This is a genomic window from Aeromonas sp. HMWF016 (genome assembly GCF_963878195.1).
In the GTDB taxonomy this organism is placed as follows: Bacteria; Pseudomonadota; Gammaproteobacteria; order Enterobacterales; family Aeromonadaceae; genus Aeromonas; species Aeromonas lacus.
In genome coordinates this window covers 67197-86440 of the sequence record NZ_CAWNWX010000017.1, presented here as the reverse complement: position 1 = coordinate 86440, position 19244 = coordinate 67197, and the positions used below count along the sequence as shown (strand labels likewise).

At 59.3% G+C, this 19244-nt stretch carries 16 protein-coding genes and 1 pseudogene; 11 read left to right on the top strand and 6 right to left on the bottom strand.

From position 1 onward, the window contains the following. The 6 genes from tssI to htpG form a co-directional block, all read left to right on the top strand. The coding region (tssI, locus tag AACS24_RS02095; protein ID WP_258223054.1) for a type VI secretion system tip protein TssI/VgrG at window positions 1-1665 on the top strand (1665 nt) is incomplete at its 5' end. Then, window positions 1665-2504, top strand: coding sequence for a DUF4123 domain-containing protein (locus AACS24_RS02090; RefSeq protein WP_108572212.1), 840 nt, complete (start codon window positions 1665-1667; stop codon window positions 2502-2504). The genes tssI and AACS24_RS02090, both read left to right, overlap by 1 nt. Further along, window positions 2501-5545, top strand: a complete 3045-nt coding sequence (locus AACS24_RS02085) for a toxin VasX (RefSeq protein ID WP_108572211.1) — start codon at window positions 2501-2503, stop codon at window positions 5543-5545. The genes AACS24_RS02090 and AACS24_RS02085 overlap by 4 nt, the downstream gene beginning before the upstream one ends. Then, window positions 5542-6264 carry a hypothetical protein gene (locus tag AACS24_RS02080; protein ID WP_108572210.1) on the top strand — a complete coding sequence of 241 codons (723 nt, stop codon included), beginning with the start codon at window positions 5542-5544 and terminating at the stop codon, window positions 6262-6264. The genes AACS24_RS02085 and AACS24_RS02080 overlap by 4 nt, the downstream gene beginning before the upstream one ends. Before the next feature lie 407 nt (window positions 6265-6671). Further along, window positions 6672-7274 carry a recombination mediator RecR gene (gene recR, locus AACS24_RS02075; protein WP_005346280.1) on the top strand — a complete coding sequence of 201 codons (603 nt, stop codon included), beginning with the start codon at window positions 6672-6674 and terminating at the stop codon, window positions 7272-7274. 167 nt (window positions 7275-7441) lie between these two features. Beyond that, complete coding sequence (gene htpG, locus AACS24_RS02070; protein WP_108572209.1) at window positions 7442-9355, top strand: molecular chaperone HtpG; 1914 nt, start codon at window positions 7442-7444, stop codon at window positions 9353-9355. Window positions 9356-9460: 105 nt separating this feature from the next. Here the strand turns inward: htpG and AACS24_RS02065 are convergent, their stop codons facing one another. From AACS24_RS02065 to pspF, 6 genes are all read right to left on the bottom strand, one after another. Beyond that, the gene (locus AACS24_RS02065) at window positions 9461-10246 is read right to left on the bottom strand and encodes a peptide ABC transporter ATP-binding protein (protein WP_033114706.1); all 786 of its coding nucleotides are present in this window, start codon (window positions 10244-10246) and stop codon (window positions 9461-9463) included. A 32-nt stretch (window positions 10247-10278) separates the two neighbouring features. Then, entirely contained in the window at window positions 10279-11277 is a 999-nt protein-coding gene (locus tag AACS24_RS02060; RefSeq protein ID WP_041210364.1) for a peptide ABC transporter ATP-binding protein, read from the bottom strand. Further along, window positions 11277-12170, bottom strand: coding sequence for an ABC transporter permease subunit (locus AACS24_RS02055; protein WP_033114661.1), 894 nt, complete (start codon window positions 12168-12170; stop codon window positions 11277-11279). Before AACS24_RS02055 ends, AACS24_RS02060 begins: the two co-directional genes overlap by 1 nt. Window positions 12171-12205: 35 nt before the next feature. Continuing rightward, window positions 12206-13165, bottom strand: coding sequence for an ABC transporter permease (locus tag AACS24_RS02050; protein WP_033114662.1), 960 nt, complete (start codon window positions 13163-13165; stop codon window positions 12206-12208). 2 nt (window positions 13166-13167) lie between these two features. Continuing rightward, window positions 13168-14763: an ABC transporter substrate-binding protein SapA gene (gene sapA / locus AACS24_RS02045; protein WP_108572208.1), complete on the bottom strand. Its 1596-nt coding sequence runs from the start codon at window positions 14761-14763 to the stop codon at window positions 13168-13170. Between the two features lie 83 nt (window positions 14764-14846). After that, entirely contained in the window at window positions 14847-15887 is a 1041-nt protein-coding gene (gene pspF / locus AACS24_RS02040) for a phage shock protein operon transcriptional activator (protein ID WP_108572207.1), read from the bottom strand. A 196-nt stretch (window positions 15888-16083) separates the two neighbouring features. Here pspF and pspA point away from each other — a divergent pair, with 196 nt between their 5' ends. The 5 genes and pseudogenes from pspA to AACS24_RS02015 form a co-directional block, all read left to right on the top strand. Beyond that, window positions 16084-16758, top strand: coding sequence for a phage shock protein PspA (pspA, locus tag AACS24_RS02035; RefSeq protein WP_108572206.1), 675 nt, complete (start codon window positions 16084-16086; stop codon window positions 16756-16758). 3 nt (window positions 16759-16761) lie between these two features. Next, window positions 16762-16998, top strand: a complete 237-nt coding sequence (gene pspB / locus AACS24_RS02030) for an envelope stress response membrane protein PspB (RefSeq protein ID WP_108572205.1) — start codon at window positions 16762-16764, stop codon at window positions 16996-16998. Further along, entirely contained in the window at window positions 16995-17399 is a 405-nt protein-coding gene (gene pspC / locus AACS24_RS02025) for an envelope stress response membrane protein PspC (protein WP_181364283.1), read from the top strand. The genes pspB and pspC overlap by 4 nt, the downstream gene beginning before the upstream one ends. 145 nt (window positions 17400-17544) lie before the next feature. Beyond that, window positions 17545-18951: a YcjX family protein gene (locus tag AACS24_RS02020; protein WP_181364282.1), complete on the top strand. Its 1407-nt coding sequence runs from the start codon at window positions 17545-17547 to the stop codon at window positions 18949-18951. 53 nt (window positions 18952-19004) lie between these two features. Continuing rightward, window positions 19005-19244, top strand: a pseudogene (locus tag AACS24_RS02015) (TIGR01620 family protein); the annotation flags it as partial.

Genomic DNA, 19244 nt, shown 5'->3' with positions numbered 1-19244 from the left:
GAGCACGGCATCACTGACTACGCCTTTGCCCTGAAAAACGAGCACGCCCAGCGCGAATACTGCGTCCAGTATCGGGAGACCGACCTCGATTTCCTCAACCGTCTCGCAGCTGAAGAGGGCTTGTTCTACTTCCACGAGTTTGAAGCAGGCAAACACCGCATCGTCTTTGCCGACGACGCGGCAGCATTGACCCATGGCCCCGAGCTTTTCTTCAACCTCGGCAACCGCTCGCTGGAACAAGGCCCCTATGTGCGCCAGTTCCACTACCGCGAGGCGGTACGGCCAAGCGATGTAGAGCTCAAGGACTACAGCTTCAAGACCCCGGCTTATGGTCTCTCCCACAAGAAGATGGGGGCAGAGCTTGAGCATCAACGCGACACCTACCAGCACTTCGACTACCCGGGCCGCTACAAGCAGGACGGCAGCGGCAAGGCCTTTGCCCAGCATCGGCTTGATGCACTGCGCAATGACGCGGTGGCGGGCAGTGGCAAATCCAACAGCGCCGCGTTGCTACCGGGCCAGCACTTTTCATTGACCGAACACCCCAACGGCAGCCTCAACACCGACTGGCAAATCGTCCATATCCGCCATATCGGTGAGCAACCCCAAGCGCTGGAAGAGGAGGGTGGCAGCGGCCCGACTGTCTACCACAACGAATTTGGTGTGGTGAAAGCGAGTACCACCTGGCGGGCTCGCATCGGCAGCCCCGAGGCGCCCTACAAGCCGATGGTGGATGGCCCGCAAATCGCCATGGTGGTGGGCCCCGAGGGCGAGGAGATTTACTGCGACGAGCACGGCCGGGTGAAGCTGCAGTTCCCGTGGGACAGATATGGCAGCTCCAACGACCAGAGCTCCTGCTGGGTGCGAGTGAGCCAAGGCTGGGCCGGTGGCCAGTACGGTATGATGGCCATCCCGCGTATCGGCCACGAAGTCATCGTCTCGTTTCTGGAAGGAGACCCCGACCAGCCTATCGTGACCGGTCGCACCTACCACGCCACCAACCGGCCACCTTACGAGCTGCCCGCCAACAAGACCCGCACCGTGCTGCGTACCGAGACCCACAAGGGCGAGGGCTTTAACGAGCTGCGTTTTGAAGACCAGGCGGGACAGGAAGAGATTTATATCCACGGTCAGAAAGACCTGAATGTGCTGATAGAGAACGATGCGGCTTGGCATATCAAGCACGATGAGCACCGTGATATCGACAACGAGCGGGTGACCCGCATCAAGGCCAACGACCACCTGACGGTGGAGGGTGAAAAACGCGACCAGATCAAGGCGGACTATTCGCTGACTGTGGATACCTCCATGCACCAGAAGCTGGGTCAATCCCTGCTGGTTGATGCAGGTCAGGAGGTGCATCACAAGGCTGGCATGAAGATCGTCATGGAGGCCGGCGCCGAGTTGACCCTCAAGGTGGGCGGCAGCTTTGTGAAGCTCGACTCCGGTGGCGTCACGCTAAGCGGTGGATCCATCAAGATGAACTCCGGCGGTAGTCCCGGCTCGGGCTCAGGGTGGGCGGGTCAGATGCCGATCCAGCCCGGTGCGGTTGAGGTTGTTGCCCCCCCTGTGCCTATGGATCCGGTGCGCCAGATTGCCACGCTCAAATCGGCAGAGCCGGTCTGTGAGATTTGTGAACAGTTGGCCAAGGGGGAGAGCCAGTAATGGTTTTGCCCGAGTTTGATTTGGCCAAAGGAGAGCACCTCTATCTGCTGCTCGATGGCGGGCAGCTTCCCGAGCTTGAGCGCCAACTCTTTGAGGTCAGCGACAGCCCGGCTTATCAGCCGCTCTATCTCTACGCTCCATGGGATAGCCTGCGGGAGGTCTCGCCCTGTCTGGTGGAGGCAAGCGAGCCCCTGCTCAGTTGGTTTCAGACGCTGCCCGCCAATGCCGGATGGCTGCTTTCATCCCCTTTGTCCCTTTTGCCGCTGGCTGACCAGTTGCGCCAGCTTATCGAGGTCGAAAGTCCCTACGGTAGCCGTATTCTGCTCAAACTGGCAGCGCCGGAAACCATGGCATGTCTATTGGTAGATGCGGATCCCTGGTATTGGCGAGGGATCACACAGGTCTGGCTGCCAACCCGTACAGGTTGGCTCCATTGGCAGGTCAAAGAGGCACTTGCCGAGCCGATTGGCGATACATGCAGACTGACCGATGCACAGTGGGCACGTTTGAGCGACGTGAGCTGGCAACACCAGCTGGATGCAACTTATCACCACATGGCGCACTGGTTTCCTGCCCGATTGGCGCAGCAGAGTGATCCGCAGAACTGGATTGCCCGCTGGGCCGAGCAGGCTTATCAACTTGGATTTCAGACCGAACGCGACTTGCTGCTGTTTTTCAATGTGTTGGGATTTTTGGGTGAGTCATGGTGGCAGGGCGATGCCTATCCGATCGTGACTAGGCTGTTGACTACCCCCTCGGCACAGACCCCGTCACAACGTGTTGAACAAGCTGCCAGCTGGGCAGAGCAACATGTCATTGCACAGGAAAGAACCTCATGAGCACCCCGAATCAAGCAGCTGACGCTGCCGGCAACAAGGATTGCAAAAGTCCGGTTGGCACTTGCCCTTTTAAAAACAAAGAGATTGCTCTGGTGCCGGTGCGTTATGCTCTGGATGAGCTCTTTGACGCGCCAGCCACACAACCTCATCCCTTGCCATCGAAAGGGTTCAAGGGCGCCTTGGCTCTAAAGGCAACTCCCTACACTTTGCGCCAACTGCGCGATGGTTGGCTCTATGTCTTTGATGAAAAAACAAAAATTCTCGATGAGTATGAGGTCAAAGGCAGCCAATTTATTCACGAGAGCAAGGGTAGCAAGGGGCATCTGCTTTATCCGGCCAACCACAAGGTGGCGATGGCCTTCTCCCATCAGCGCTGGACCGAGCGGCTGAAAAAGGCGTATCGCAAAGAGAGCGGCCTGCGCAGCAAAGGGATGCGCTCGTTCAATCTGCTCTCGCTGGCCAGCAAGATGGGGGGCGAGCATGCGGGATTATTGGATTTGCTCTCTACTCACGTGGCCGACATGGGGTTGCCCAACGAGGGATTCGTCGACAGCTGCGCTCCTCTCAAGGCACCAACGGGGGTTAAGCCCGGATTGCTCTGGCAAGTGAAGCCGGCGGGCTCACCTGACGCAAGCAAAACTGGCATACCTGATCAGAAAAGTGCTGTTGTTGTGGCGCTGGATGATCTGGTCTCTGATATGAACGATTTAACGTTGCATCAGGGTAATGTATGGGCTCGGTTGGAAAACCCGTTCAGTGATGGGACGGCGCGTCACAAGTGGAACATGGCTGGTATTACTGAAATGGTGGGGCTACCGCCTGTCGATGAGCAAAAGCTGCCGGTAGCCATAAGAGGCAACAGGTTGGCAACTTTCCGCTTTAAAAAGAGCTTGCTGGCTTATACCTCTACGGAGTGGGAACGACGCAAGTTTATGCAGGCCCCACCAGTAGCAGCCAGTACGCCAGCAATTGCCAAAGCGCTTGAAGTTAGAGCAGCCCAGACCTTGGCAGCTCTGCAAGGGTATAAACCGGCACCTGATTTGGCCCAAAAATGGGGTGAGTATCGCTATCAGGATGTGGTTCGTTGGCAAGAGCTGGAAGCATTCATTGCTCAACATCAGCCGTTGCAAGACAAGCTTCGCCAACGTTGGGTATCTACCTGCGATGATGCCTTGACCGGACTGGCTGTATTACCTGCCAACCCTTTGTTACTCGGGGTTGATAGCCAAACTCAAGCAGGGCAAACCTACCTGATTACCTGTCAGCTGGAGTGGTTGTCGACTGGCCAGATGATGAGTGCCGATAAGAAACGAGCTGCGGTGTTGCAAAAAATTCTTCAAAAAGGGGCTCTTCCTGCATTGGCTTATTACGGGTTCGATGCGGCGGTGAAAGAGGAGCTGGTTGCACAGACCCCTTGGCTCAATATCAGCAACAGTACGGCAGGGGCTAACGCTGCTGCCGGCTGGAGCGGGCTGGCAGATGAAGAGCGCATGCTCAATAGCAAACTATTTGCCGGTTTGGGGGCCTCGGCCAAGGCCACTATGGATGCCCTTCATCAAGCCATCACCGGTCCGGCCATGCAGGCGTGGGAGCGGCTGACCATGGTGCTGCATCCTCTGCTGCTCAAGGGCCAATCCAGCGCTGCCTGGGTGGCGGCAGCCGCCCTTGAAGCGGTGCATACCGGGCAAGCGGTGCGCTTTAACAAGGAATTCAAAACCGAAGCTAAGGCGTGGCTACAACACCAACGCGAGGCGGCCGGTATGCTGAGTCGCCAGTTGGGTACCCCAGGGCAATCGATCACCCCTCGTCAAACGCAAGAGCTGGGACAAGCTGGCCAGCAGTTGCAACGTGCCCGCTGGCCCCGTCTGTTGCTCCTTGAGGGTAAGCAGACTGAGTTTGAAGCCAATGTAGCTCGCTATCAGGCACTATTGCGTCAGGGGGGCGTAGCTGCTGCAGGACAGGCTGGCAAGGTGTGGGATAGCTGGGGCAACTTTGGGGGGCTGGCCGCACTGGTCAATATGACCAATCTCGTTTCAACCCTGGATCACTATCAGGAGAACCGTTTAAAAGTCACGGGCAACCCCAAGGCGTTGGCCGATCTGGATCGTGCCGTGACCTATACCGCCGCCTGGACTGGCAGTGCCATTGCGGGGGTCTATCAGGGCAGGGCATATGGTGAGATCGTTAAAGAGAGTTTATTGAGAAAGAGCCTTGCTCAAGTTGGTTCGCAGCACTCTGTGCAACTCGCCCGTCGCTTTGCGCTCTCGATGGGGGCTATGGCGGGGTTGGGCTTGGTAGCGGCCTCGCTGGAATTTGCGGAAACATGGGGGAAAACGGAAGACCCAACGAACTCTGATACGGAGCAGTTTGCTTACTACCTGAAAGCATTAGGTATTGTAGCCCAAGGTTTTGCAGCAGCAGGAGCTCTAATTCAATTGGGTTTAGGAGCTGCTATCGGTGTAATCTGGGCTCCGTGGATGATGGCATTTATTGCTATCGGTGGTGTCGCCTATCTACTTTCAACCTGGTTATTGGCCCGTTTTGGCCGTACTCCCATTGAGCGTTGGTTGCTGCAATCGACCTGGGGTACTAAACCTGCAGGCTGGACACCCGCCGTCGAGCTGGGGGAATATGAGCGACTGGCCCATGCCCCGGAAGTGGCGATGGATGAAAAAGGAGGGGAGCTGGTGATCCGTCTGCCGGCACATATCAGCAAAATGACCTTGCAGGCGGGCGTCCAGCGTATAAGTTATCAGGCCAATCCAAGTGGCAGTTACCCGGCGGCAGTGCCGGTTCACGGATCCCCCCAAGCGCTACCGCTGCCAACTGGTCAGGGGGGGCGGGGCGAATATCGTTTACCACATACCCTGACGCAGGGCGACAAGCTGATCCTGCTGATCACTTATCCAGCCGAAGAGAGCCTGAGTGGCACAGCACAACGATTTATGATCCGTGGATCCCTTGCCCTTGGTGCTGTACTCACCGCAGAAACAGATGCTACCTTGCCGGTAAAAGGCATATTGATCGAGATGAAGCAATGAATAACGCACAAGTAGAAACTCATCCACCCGGTTCAGGGGAACCCCTGTTTCGCTATATCGCGGAACAATATCAGGCACTGCAACAAGAACCAGTACTGTATCAATGGAAAATTAATTATCAGAGTCCGATTGCTTGGTACTCTGGTCTTGGTGCCGGTATTGCTGGTATGTTGTTTGGTCTCTACTTTCCGTTGAGAGATGGTGATGTCAGTATTTTTAATCCGATGTCAAACATACTCTATTGCCTAGGTATAATATGGGTTTTCTATTCCCGTTATTTGATAAATGCCAATAAAATCTACCACTACCATGTTACGGCCAAAGGTATCTACTACACCGAGCGGGATGATATTCCAGAGATCGCCTTTACCGTCATGCGTGGTGTAGGATGGTTTGGCTGCATTGCCTGCATTCTGGCAGCAGGCCTGCTTGGCCCTGCCGCCTTTATCGGCGCAGGTGCAAGTGCTCTGCTGGCTTGGAAAATAAAGGATATGAGGCCAAAGATTATTGAGGATGTTGCTCTATTTTCAACAGGTCATGGCGTAATGAAGATCTTCAAAGAGAAAGAGTGCATTACTCTTTTTTCTAGAGATGTGCACGGTTTCATCAATATATATTGTCTGCCTGGTGAATCTGACAAAGTGCTGAAGCTAATATATCCATATCTGGGTACCTATGAGGTTCATGAAGTAAGTAGCTGGCGCGAGTTTAGCAGTTGACTTCAATCCAATTTCGTCAGGGTCAACAGGGTGAATATCCTTTGCCACATACCCTGTCGCAGCGCGACAAGCTGATCCTGCTGGTCACCTATCCAGCCGAAGAGAGCCTGAGTGGCACCTCACAAAGTGGGTCGTATTCGTAGCTCACTACTGCTTCCCTGTCTTCTGGTTCGTTACCATGTCATGAATAACTCGTGCAACCAGAATCATTACTGGCGATGGGGGGGGGGTCAGCTCTACACCTCTCGGATTATCCGCGTCTTCCTGATACTCCAGGAGGTTTTCAACCTCATCGGATAGCGCGCTGGCGCGGGCTCGGGTATAGTCCTGCGCCAGTTGCGTTATCCAGTTCAGCTGACCCGCGGTTATCCAGAGAGTGGTGCGGGTTGGCCAGTATGAGGTGTGTTATGAAATTCAGTCCCCTGCTCGACGAGATGATGAAAGCCCTGCAGGTGCTGCCAGGGGTAGGGCCCAAATCGGCGCAGCGGATGGCCTTTACCCTGCTTGAGCGCGAGCGCAGCGGTGGCTTGCGGTTGGCCCAGCTGCTCTCCCGCGCCCTGACCGAGATTGGCCACTGCAGCCACTGCCGCACCTTTACCGAGAATGATCGCTGCGATATTTGCGCCAATCCCAAGCGGGAAGAGAACGGTCTGCTCTGTGTGGTGGAGAGCCCGGCGGATGTGGCCGCCATCGAGCAGACCGGCCAGTTCTCCGGTCGTTACTTCGTGCTGATGGGCCATCTTTCCCCGCTAGATGGTATCGGCCCCGAGGAGCTGGGGCTCGATATTCTGGAGCGCCGCCTGAAGGATGAGGCGATCAGCGAACTGATCCTCGCCACCAACCCCACCATCGAGGGGGATGCCACCGCCTGGTATATCGCTGATATGGCCCGAGCTGCCGGGGTGGAGGTGAGCCGCATCGCCCATGGCGTGCCGGTGGGGGGCGAGCTGGAGCTGGTGGATGGCACCACGCTCTCCCACTCCCTGATGGGGCGTCAGCGCCTCAAATAAGGGGGAGGGATAGGGCTGTATCATTGTGGCTTGATCAGAAAATCGGCAGTTGAATGGAAAAAGGGGGGCGAATGAGCAGGATTGCATATTCGCCCCCTTGATATTTGGATCGCTGTCCCCATCTAGGTTGGGCGTATGTTCAACCCGATGTTTCTGAGGATTGGTCCATGACCCAAAGTGTTCATGCCGAAACCCACGGCTTTCAGACTGAAGTCAAACAACTGCTGAGCCTGATGGCTCACAGCCTCTACTCCAACAAAGAAGTATTCCTGCGCGAGCTGATTTCCAACGCCTCCGATGCGGCGGACAAGCTGCGCTTCAAGGCGCTTTCCGATGCCTCTTTGTTCGAAAACGACGGCCAGCTGCGTGTGCGCCTGGTGGTGGACAAAGAGCAGCGTACCCTGACCATCTCCGATAACGGGATCGGTATGACCCGTGATCAGGTGATTGAGCACCTGGGTACCATCGCCAAGTCCGGCACCGCCGAATTTTTCAAAAACCTCTCCGGCGATCAGGGCCGTGACTCCCAGCTGATCGGTCAGTTCGGGGTCGGTTTCTACTCCGCCTTTATTGTTGCCGACAAGGTGACCGTGGTTTCCCGCGCCGCCGGTACCGCTCCGGAGCAGGGCGTGCAGTGGGAATCGGAAGGCGAAGGCTCCTTCACCGTGGCTGACGTGACCAAAGCCGGCCGCGGTACTGACGTTATCCTGCACCTGCGTGCCGAAGAGGACGAGTTCCTCGACGACTGGCGTCTGCGCTCCGTGGTGAGCAAATACTCCGACCACATCAGCGTGCCGGTCGAGATGTACAAAGAGGGCACCCCGGATCGCGAAGAAGATGGTGAAACCATCGTCGGGACCCCGGGCGAGTGGGAGCAGGTCAACCGCGCGACCGCACTGTGGACCCGTAACCCGAAAGATATCAAGGACGAGGAGTATCAGGAGTTTTACAAGCACGTCGCTCACGACTTCGAAGATCCGCTGCTGTGGGGTCACAACCGGGTGGAAGGGGCGCAGGAGTATACCAGCCTGCTCTACGTACCGGCCCGCGCACCGTTTGACCTCTACAACCGCGAGCAGAAGCACGGTCTGAAGCTCTACGTGCAGCGCGTCTTCATCATGGATGACGCCGAGCAGTTTATGCCGACCTACCTGCGCTTCGTCAAAGGGGTGCTGGACTCCAACGATCTGCCGCTCAACGTCAGCCGTGAAATCCTGCAGGACAACAAGGTGACCGCCTCTCTGCGCAAGGCTTGCTCCAAGCGCGTCCTGACCATGCTCTCCAAGCTGGCCAAGGATGATGCCGAGAAGTACGCCAAGTTCTGGAGCGAGTTCGGCAATGTGCTCAAAGAGGGCCCGGCCGAGGATTACGCCAACCGCGAAGAGATCGCCAAGCTCCTGCGCTTTGCCAGCACCGCTGGCGAGGGCGAAGCCCAGACCGTCTCTCTCGAGGATTACGTTGGCCGCATGAAGGAAGGTCAGCAGAAGATCTACTACATCACCGCCGACTCCTATGCCGCTGCCAAGAACAGCCCGCACCTCGAGATCTTCCGCAAGAAGGGCGTCGAAGTGCTGCTGATGTGGGAGCGTGTGGACGAGTGGCTGATGAGCCACCTGACCGAGTTCGACGGCAAGCAGCTCATCTCCGTCACCCGTGGCGAACTGGATCTCGGCGATTTGGAAGATGAAGCCTCCAAGCAGGCGCAGGAGGAGGCCGAAAAAGCTAACGCCGGTCTGGTTGAGCGGGTCAAGAAGAGCCTCGGCGAAGCGGTGAAAGAGGTGCGCGTCACTCACCGCCTGACCGATTCACCCTCTTGCATCGTCACCGATGCCCACGGCATGAGCACCCAGATGATCAAGCTGATGCGCGCCGCTGGTCAGCCGGTGCCGGAGCAGAAGTACATTCTGGAGCTCAACCCCGACCACGCGCTGGTTAAGAAGCTCGACACCATCGCTGATGAGGCGCTGTTTGGCGAGTGGGTCACCCTGCTGCATGAACAGGCCCAGCTGGCCGAACAGGGCGGGCTGAACGATCCGGCGAGCTTCGTCTCCCGCATTAACCGCCTGCTGCTGCAAGCCTAAGCTGCAACTCCGATAACAAAAAGCCCACTGCATGCAGTGGGCTTTTTTGATCCCGCCGCGTCAGAACGGCGAAACACAGTGGCAAGGGAGGCGGCCAGCGCCTCTCTATTTGCGGTATTCGTTGTTGTAGTTCTGGATAAGGCGTCGGGTCACCTCGTGCTGGGGATCGGCAAACACCTTGAGGGTCTTGCCGCGCTCCACCACCCGCCCTTCATGCATTACCAGCACCTCGTCGCTGATATGGCTGACGATGCCCAAATCGTTGGCAACCAGCACATAGCTCAGCCCCATGGTCTCCTGCATCTCCAGCAGCAGGTTGATGATCTGGGAGCGTACCGAGATATCCAGAGTGGTGAGCGCTTCATCGGCCACCACGATTTTAGGGTTGAGAATAAGCGCCCGGGCCAGTGCGACCCGCTGCTGCTGACCGGAGGAGAGCATCTGCGGGTAGAAGAGGGCGTGATCGGGCAGCATGCCCACCATGCGCAGGGTCTGCACCACCTTTTCGCGGCGCTCCTCTTCGGTCATTTCGGTGTTGAGGCGCAGCGGCGTCTCCAGGATCTGGCCGACCCGGATCTTGCGGTTCAGTGAGGTATTGGGATCCTGAAAGATCATCCGCAGCAGCTTGCAGCGGGTCTGGTAATCCCCGTGCACCATCAGCTGGCCGTCGATGGCGATGTCACCGCTGGTGGGTTCGATCATCCCGGCCAGAATGCGGGCCAGGGTGCTCTTGCCGGAGCCTGCTTCGCCGACGATGGCGAGGGTCTGGCCCACTTCAAGGTCAAACGAGAGGGGCTTGATTGCCTCAACGGCCTGACGACGGAACAGGCCGGTGCGGTTCTGGTAGGTTTTGCTCAGACCCCTCACTTGCAGCAGGGAGGGCTCAATCACATGTGCCTCTCTGGCGGGTGCGTTACTGGTCATCATTTTTTCGGCTCCTCCATGTTCAGCGGGAAGTGGCAGCTGAACTGGTGTCCCTTCACCTTGTTCATCACCGGGGTCTGCACGCACTGCTTCTGGGCATAGGGGCAGCGGGGGCCGAGCCGGCAGCCGATGGGCAGGTGCTGCAGCGGCGGGATGACGCCGGGCAGGGTTTCGAGGCGCGACTTGTGGCGCACCAGCTTGTCAAAGTCGGGGATCGACTTGAGCAGCGCATCGGTATAGGGGTGATGCGGCGTCTCCAGGATCTGCTCGCGGGTGCCCACCTCCACCATCTGGCCGCAGTACATCACGTTGATGGTGTCAGTCAGGTTGGCGATGGCGGCGATGTCGTTGCTGATGATGAGGATGGTGGTGTTGCCCAGCTTGTTCATCTTGTCCAGCAGCCGCAGGATCTGGGAGTGGGTGGTGGACTCCATGGCGCTGGTAGGTTCGTCGGCCACCAGCAGGCGCGGCTGGTTGGCAATCGCCATGGCGATCATCACCTTCTGGCACATGCCATCCGACAGCTCATGAGGATAGGCGCGCATCACCTTGCGGTGATCCTTGACCCCGACCCGGTGCAGCAGGGCGATAGCCCGCTTCTTGCGCCACTGGAAGCGCTGCCAGAACTGCCCCTCGAACGAATCGGTCGGGATCGCCTCTTCCAGCTGGGTGCCGATCTCCTCGGAGGGGTCAAGACAGCTGATGGGATCCTGGAAGATCATGGCGATCTCGCGGCCCATAATGCGGCGTCGCTCGCGGGGCGCCATGGTCAGCAGATCCATGTCGTTGAAGCGCATCCGGTCGGCGCGCACTGTCCAGTTATCCTTTTCGATGCCGACGATCACTTTGGCGATCAGGCTCTTGCCCGAGCCGGATTCGCCGACCAGTCCGCGGATCTCCCCCTCGTTAAGGGTGAGGCTCACCTTGTCTACCGCCTTCACCTTGCCCTGCGGTGTGTCGATCTCGATGGTGAGATTGCGTATATCTAGCAACGGCATCAGTCATTCCCCTCTTTGAGCGCTTCGCGGATGCCCTCACCAACCAGGTTGGTCACCAGCACGCTGAACAGAATGGCGATGCCGGGCAGGGTGACGGTCCAGGGGGCGAGATAGATGAGATCGCTCGAGTCAGCCAGCATGGCTCCCCACTCCGACTGGGGCGTCTGGGCGCCGAGACCGAGAAAACCGACCGCGGAGATATCGAGGATGGCGGCCGAGAGGGTGCGGGTGGTCTGGGCCACCAGGGTCTCGACGATATTGGGCAAAATGGCCAGCCGCATGATCCGCAAGGGGGGCGAACCATCGAGTCGGCTGGCGATGATGTACTCCTTCTGCATCTCGGCATGCACCGCGTTGTAGGTAGCCCGGATAAACGGCGGGATCAGCGCGAGGGTGATGGCGATCAGGGTGTTGCCAAGGCCCGGCCCCATGATGGCGACCATGATGATGGCCATCAGCAGGGAGGGGATGGAGAGCAGGGTATCGAGCAGATGGTGCAGCACGCTCGATTTGAGCCCCTTGCTCATGCCGCCGAGGATGCCGATGGCAGAACCCACCACCATGGCGATCACCACCACGATAAGGGCGCAGCCGAAGGTGAGCCGCGCGCCGACCACCAAGCGGGAGAGGATATCCCGTCCCAGATCGTCGGTGCCGAGGAAGAAGTCGATATTGCCGTTGTTGGCCCAGGAGGGGGCCAGCAGCAGATGCTCGGCATGCTGCTCATCAATGCCGTAGGGCACCACCAGCGGGCCGAACAGGGTGATGATCAGCAGCAGCAAAAAGCCCCACAGTCCGGCCATGGCAAGCGGATTGCGGCTGTAGGAGGCCCACGTCTGCTCCAGGGGCGAGAGGATCTTGAGTTCGGGATAGATGTTCGATTTATCTTGCATAGGGTACCTGGCTCCTGGTCACGCCATGAGCGCGTTCAATCTTGTTTGGCATAAAGCTCTTTGCGCCGTGCCGGATAGATAAGGGTTGTGAGCAGCTCGGTGCTGACACTGATCAGGATGACGAAACTGGCGATGACCAGGGTCGCGCCGCGAATGGCGGCATAATCCTGCAGGGCGATGCTGCTGACCAGCCAGCGGCCGATGCCATGCCACTCGAACACCACCTCGGTGATCATGGCAGAGGTGAGCACGCTGCCCAGTTGCAGACCGAGCAAAGGCAGTACCGGGGGCAGGGCGTTTTTCAGGCCATGGCGCCAGACGATCTGCCACTTGGAGAGGCCACGGCTCGCTGCCGCCCTGATGTAGTTCTGCTTCATCACGTCGATGAGCGAGCTGCGCACATGGCGGATCACCTCGGTCGTGGGTACCACCGCCAGCACCAGCGAGGGGAGGATCAGGTGGCGCAGGGCATCGTGCAGCGCCGCCTGACGCCAGGGCTCCTGACTCAGCAGCACGTCGATGACGGCGATGCCGGTGATGGGAGGCACATCATAGAGCAGGCTGATCTGTCCCGATGCCGGCAGCCAGCCGAGATCGAGGGAAAAGAACATCACCACCAGCAGCGCCAGCCAGAATACCGGCACCGCATAGCCGATGAGGCCGGCGGTCATGATGGAGAGATCCAGCGGCTTGCCCTGTGACAGGGCGGCCAGGGTACCGAGCGGGATCCCCACCAGCAGCGAGATGGTGAAAGCGGCCAGACAGAGGATCAGGGTCGCCGGGAAGTAGTGGCGAATTTCGTCCAGCACCGGCAGACCGGAGACGCTCGAGAGGCCGAGATCCCCGGCCAGAATGTGGCGCAGGAAGTCGGGGTAGCCGCTCCAGAAGCTCATCTGATGGCCGAGCAGGCGATAGTCCAGTAGGTAGGCGACAAAGGTCAGGGCCAGCAGGGTGATGAGCAGCAGGTTGATGCGACGCAAGGTGTATAAAAGCATGCTTACTCCCGGTGAGCCTGATTGAAGGAGGTGCCGCCAAAGGGCATCAGGATCAGCCCTTCAATGTCACTGCGGCTGACCTGGGTGCGCAGGGCATGGGCCAGCGGAATGAGGGGCAGCTGCTCGTTGAGCAGGGTCTGGGCGTAGTAGTAATTGCGCAGCCGGAATGCCAGCTGGGGCGTGGTGACTGCATCGTCCAGCAGCTGGTCGAACGCCGGGCTGCACCAGCGGCTGTAGTTGTTGCCCCGCTCGACCGCCGAGCAGCTCAGCAGCTGGCGGAAGAAGTTGTCCGGGTCGGCGTTGTCGGCGATCCAGCCGGAGAGCAGGCTGTCGTACTGACCGGCGGCCAGGCGTTTCTCGATGACGGGCCACGCCTGCTGGACGATCTTGAGCTTGATGCCCACCTTGGCCAGATCGCTTCGCATCAACTGGGCGGTCTTGAGCGCATCCGGGTTGTAGGGTCTGGCATCAGGTTGCACCAGCACCTGCATCTCGAATCCCTTCTCGAGCCCTGCTTCCTTAAGCAGCTTGCGGGCCAGCGCCAGATCGGGCTTGCGCATTGGCAGGCTGGGGTTATAGCCCCACGAGAGCGGTGGCAGCAGGCTGTTGGCGGGCAGGCCGGTATCGAAATAGACCGCCTGCAACAGGTTGTCGATATTGATGGTGCTGGCGATGGCCTGACGGACCTTGACGTTGTTGAACGGCGGCTTGCGGGTATTGAGGGCCAAAAATGCCACGTTCATCCCCGATTGTACCGACAGGCTGAGGTCGGGATGTTGCTTGATCACCGAGAGCTGGCTGGCGGCAGGAGTGCTCATCACGTCGCACTCGCCGGTCAGCAGTTTGGCCAGCCGTTTGGAAGAGCGCGGGGTGATGTCGTACACCAGCTGCTCGATCCGGGCCGGGCCGTTCCAGTAGCCGGGATGGCGCAGATAGCGGATGAACTCGTTGTGGCGATACTCCTTGAAGCTAAACGGGCCGGTGCCGATGGGACGGGTATCGAGCAGCGCCGGGGTTCCCGCCTTGAGCATCTGCTCGGCGTATTCGGCTGAGAGGATCACTGCATAGTCGCTGGCCAGGGTCGCGAGGAAAGAGGCGTTCGGCTGGTTCAGCTCGAACACCACCTGCTGCGGCCCCTTCTTGTAGACCCGCTTGATCAGCTGATCCTGCCCCAGGCTGTAGAAGAAGGGGTAGTCGCCGCCGGAGACGTTGTGATAGGGATGGTGATCGTCGAGTTGACGGGCGTAGGTAAAGACCACGTCATCGGCATTGAGGGGTCGGCTTGGCTTGAACCAGGGGGTGTGGTGGAAACTCACCCCCTTGCGCAGGGTCAGGGTATAGGTGAGGCCATCCTCGCTGACATGCCAGTTGGTGGCGAGCGCCGGCTCCAGTGCCAGAGTATTGGGGTTAACCTCCAGCAGACGGTCGTAGAGCGGACGAGCGCTGGCATCCAGCGTAACCCCGGTGTTGGAGACATGGGGGTTGAAGGAGAGGGGAGAGCCCTCAGCGCAGTAGATGAGTCCGGTCTTGGAAGCTTCGGATTGCTTGTTGCAGCCGGTGAGCAGAACCAGCAGACCGAGCAGCAAGGGTGTGAGCATTCTCATTGTTGAACCATGTTTTTGATACGCATCTGTTTTTATATGAATACGCCAGCACTGTGCTGGCTTTGTTGGTGCCGGTGTCAACCGGACTCTTTCTGGTCTTGTTCCGTATCGTTGTCGCCATCCTGCAGCTGATACTTGCGTAGCATGCCACGAAACTGGTGATAGCTTAAGGCCAGCAGTTGGGCGGCTTTGCGCTGATTATACTGGGATTGCTGCATCGCCTGCTTGAGTAAATTAATCTCGAACTCCGCCACCGCCTGCTTGAGATCGAGCGGCAACGCCCCGTTTGTCACACCTTGCGGCTCACTTTTACTCTCCTGACTGCGAGCGGCTACGGGCCGCCAAGGGGAATCAAACGGATTAATCACCAGCTCGGCCAGCGGCAACTGGGGGTTACCCTGGCGGTAGATGCTGCGCTCCACCACGTTTTTCAGCTCCCGCACGTTGCCAGGCCAGGGGTAATCCTGCAGCAGCTGGGTTGCCTTGCGCGAGAAGCCTGCAAACAGCGGATAGCCCAGCTCCCGGGTCATGCTGTGGGCGAAGTGCTCCGCCAGCATCAGGATATCTTCCCGCCGCTCCCGCAAGGGGGGGAGAGTAATCACATCAAACGCGAGCCGATCCAGCAGATCGTGGCGAAACAGCCCCTTGTCGGCCAGCGCCGGCAGATCCTCGTTGGTGGCGCAGACCAACCGCACATCCACCTTAAGGGGCTTGGCGCCACCCACCCGCTCGAACTCGCCATACTCGATGACCCGCAGCAGTTTCTCCTGCACCCGGGCGCTGGTGGTTGCCAGCTCGTCGAGAAACAGGGTGCCGCCATCGGCCCGCTCGAAGCGCCCCTGATGGCGCTTGGCCGCGCCGGTAAAGGAGCCCGCCTCGTGACCGAACAGCTCGGTCTCCAGCAGACTCTCGCTCAAGGTGGCGCAGTTGATGGTGACAAAGCTTTGATCCCAGCGCGCCGAGAGATAATGTAGGCGGTGGGCGATGAGCTCCTTGCCCGTTCCCCGCTCACCGATGATCAGCACGGGTTTGCGCAGCGGGGCGAGCCGTGAGGCCTGCTCGATGATCTCGAGGAATGCGTTGGATTCCCCCAGCAGGCTTTCCGTGGCCGTGGTCATAGTGATCCCTGTCGGTTGTTAAAGCTGGTCAATCTTACCAAAAGTTGGTGATTTTTATCACCACTTGCATGGCATCTCTTGAAACGGGGCAAAGCAGCCCCATATAAATCAACAAGTTAAATTTCGCTCCAGATTGGCACACAAGTTGCCATTGTCAATGGAGAAACAACGCCATGCCATTAACAGGAGTGCAATCATGAGTATTTTTTCCCGTCTGGCCGACATCATCAATTCCAACCTGACGGCCCTGCTCGACAAGGCAGAAGATCCCCAGAAAATGGTGCGTCTGATCATTCAGGAGATGGAGGATGAGCTGGTCAAGGAGCGCTCCAATCTGGCCCGCTTCCTCGCCAGCCAGAAAGAGATTGGCCGTCAGGTCGCCCGCCATCAGGATCGGGTCGACGAGTGGCAGGCCAAGGCCGAGCTGGCCCTGACCAAGGGGCGTGAAGATCTGGCCCGCGCCGCCCTTATCGAGAAGAAGAAACAGAGCGAGTTGTCAGAGACTCTCTACCGCGAGCAGCAGGCGGTCGACAGCGGCATCGAGAAGTTGGGTGAAGAGATCCGCCAGCTGGAAGCCAAGCTGGAAGATGCCCGTGCTCGCCAGAAAGCGATGGCCATTCGCAGCGAAGCGGCCAGCAGCCGTCTCAACGTGCAGAGCCAGGTTGCCCGTGGTGACAGTCAGGCGGTGGTGAGCAAGTTCGAGCGGATGGAGCGTCGCATCGACGAGATGGAGGCCCGCGCCGATCTGGGTCAGTCCGACAAGGCGCTGGCGCAGCAGTTCGCCGAGCTGGAAGTGGACGATCAGATAAGCAAAGAGCTGGAGGCGATGCGCCAAAAGCTGGGTCAGCGTGACGGCCAGCAGGGGGAGTAAACGATGGAGAGTCTGCTGGGGGTATTGATGGTTCCCATGGTGGTTTTCATGGTGGTGGTGGCACCCATCTGGCTGGTGCTGCACTACCGGGCCAAGGGGCGGATGGGCGCCGGTCTCGCCGATAGCGAGCGGGAACAGCTGCAAGGGTTGCTGGCCCGTACCGAAAAGATGCAGGAGCGAGTGGGTGCACTGGAATCAATTCTGGATGCGGAAGTGCCGGGCTGGAGGAACAAGGTATGAGCAGTGTAAGTCGTGAGGGGCGCAACCTCTATCGCGATCCCCGGCAGGGCAAGATTGCCGGGGTCTGCGCCGGTTTGGCTGAGTACTTCGGGGTGGAGACCTGGATCGTGCGGCTGCTGGCCATCAGTGGCCTCATCTTCGCCGGTTTCATCACCTTCACCGCCTATATCGCCGCCTGGTTCTTGCTCGACAAAAAGCCGGTTACCCTCTATTCCCACGAGGATGCCGACTTTGCCGAGGTGCGGATGAAGGCGCGCAGCTGGCAGGCGGGTGTCACCCCCCAACAGGCGCTGAGCCGTGTCGCGCAGGAACTTGACGCGCTGGAGCCCAGAGTTCAGCGCATCGAGAAGCTGGTGACCTCCCGCGAGTTCACCCTGCAGCGGGAATTTCGCAAGCTGTAGTTCCTGCTGAAGCACTCAATGTCGATGGTGGAGCCTTCTGTGATGATCCACCATCGACGCCAACTATCCAGACGTGGATAAGCGGTCGACCTCTCGCATGGCCAACCACGCCGGATGCAACCACCAAGGGAGAACGGGTCAAGCCTTGATACTCAATAAACTGGAACAGAAGTTGACTCGCTTGCAGAGCAAGGCGAACGACGTGGTGAACCGGGTGCGGGATCGCCATATCCGGCTGGCGGTGACCGGCCTCTCTCGCAGCGGCAAGACCGCCTTTATCACGGCGCTGGTCAACCAGCTGGAACACGCGGCCATCGACGGCCGTTTGCCATTGTGGGATGCCCTGCGTCAGGGACGCATTCTCGGTGCGCGCCGGGTACCGCAGCAAAATGCTCACATCCCCACCTTTGCCTACGAGCGTGGCCTCGACTCCCTGTTTGGCGATCCGCCGGCCTGGCCCGAGCCCACCCGCGGCGTGGCTGAGGTGCGCCTCGAAATTCGCTATCGCACCCGTCACCCCCTGCGCAAGCATCTGGGGGAGATCTCCACCCTCTACGTGGATCTGGTGGACTATCCCGGGGAGTGGCTGCTCGACTTGCCGCTCCTTGAGATGAGCTACGAGCAGTGGAGCGAACAGGTGCGCGAGCAGCTGCGTCGCCCCGAGCTGCAGGCGCTCGCCGCCGGCTGGTTGACCCCCGGGTGGCAGGCAATGCAACCTTTTGCCGAGCGACAGGTGGCTGAGCTGGCCGAGCGTTACACCGCCTATCTGCACGCCTGCAAACAAGAGCTGGGGCTGCACCTGATCCAGCCCGGCCGCTTCGTCTTGCCGGGGGAGTATGCCGGTGCCCCCATGCTGCAGTTTGTCCCCTGGGTGTGGGAGATGCCCACCGGCGAACCCGCCGATGGCACCCTCTACGCCACCCTCAAGCAGCGCTTCGAGCAGTACAAACAGCATCTGGTGCAGGGTTTTTATGAGCAGCACTTTGCCGGCTTTGATCGCCAGATCGTGCTGGTGGATTGCCTGCAGCCCCTCAACGCTGGGGCGGCCAGCTTTGGCGACATGCAGCAGGCCATCGCCCGCATCATGGAGAGCTTTGCCTACGGCAAGAGCAACTGGTGGCGGCGGCTCTTTTCGCCCCGTATCGACAAGCTGCTGTTTGTGGCGAGCAAGGCCGATCACGTCACCCCCGAACAGCATGCGCCCATGGTTTCCCTGCTCCAGCATCTGGTGCGCAGTGGCCGCGGGCAGGCTCGTTTTGAGGGGATCACCACCGAGTGTCTGGCGCTGGCCGCCATCAAGGCGACCGAAGTGGGCAAGGGGGTGGCCAATGGCCGCGAGTTCCCCGCCATCCGTGGCACCAGCCTCGCGGGTGAGCCGCTGTTGCTGTTCCCGGGTGAGGTGCCGCCCCATATTCCCCCCGCGCAGTGGTGGAACAATCAGGGCTTTGATTTTCAGGCGTTTCGCCCCATGCCTATGAGCGCCCATCAGGCGCTGCCCCATATCCGGCTCGATGCGGCGCTGGAGTTTCTGCTCGGGGATCACCTCGAATAACGGTGTGCAGCCCGGTGTTTCACTCAGGACGCTGTGCACAGGAGAACAATGCGATGAACGATCAGATAAAAGAGCGCCCGCCGCTGCAGGGCAAGGTGATCCTTGAGCCTGCCTTGACGGTGGCCAGCGATGAGCGACCGCCCGCACCGGCCCAGCGGCTGGAGGAGGCGAGCTTCGAGCGCCTCGACGAGCTGGACGATTTCACCGAGGTGGAGAGCGCCCTCGTCATCAAACCGCGCCGCCGCCATCGGCTACTGACGTGGGGGCTGGGGGCGGTCGGTCTGCTCTCGTTG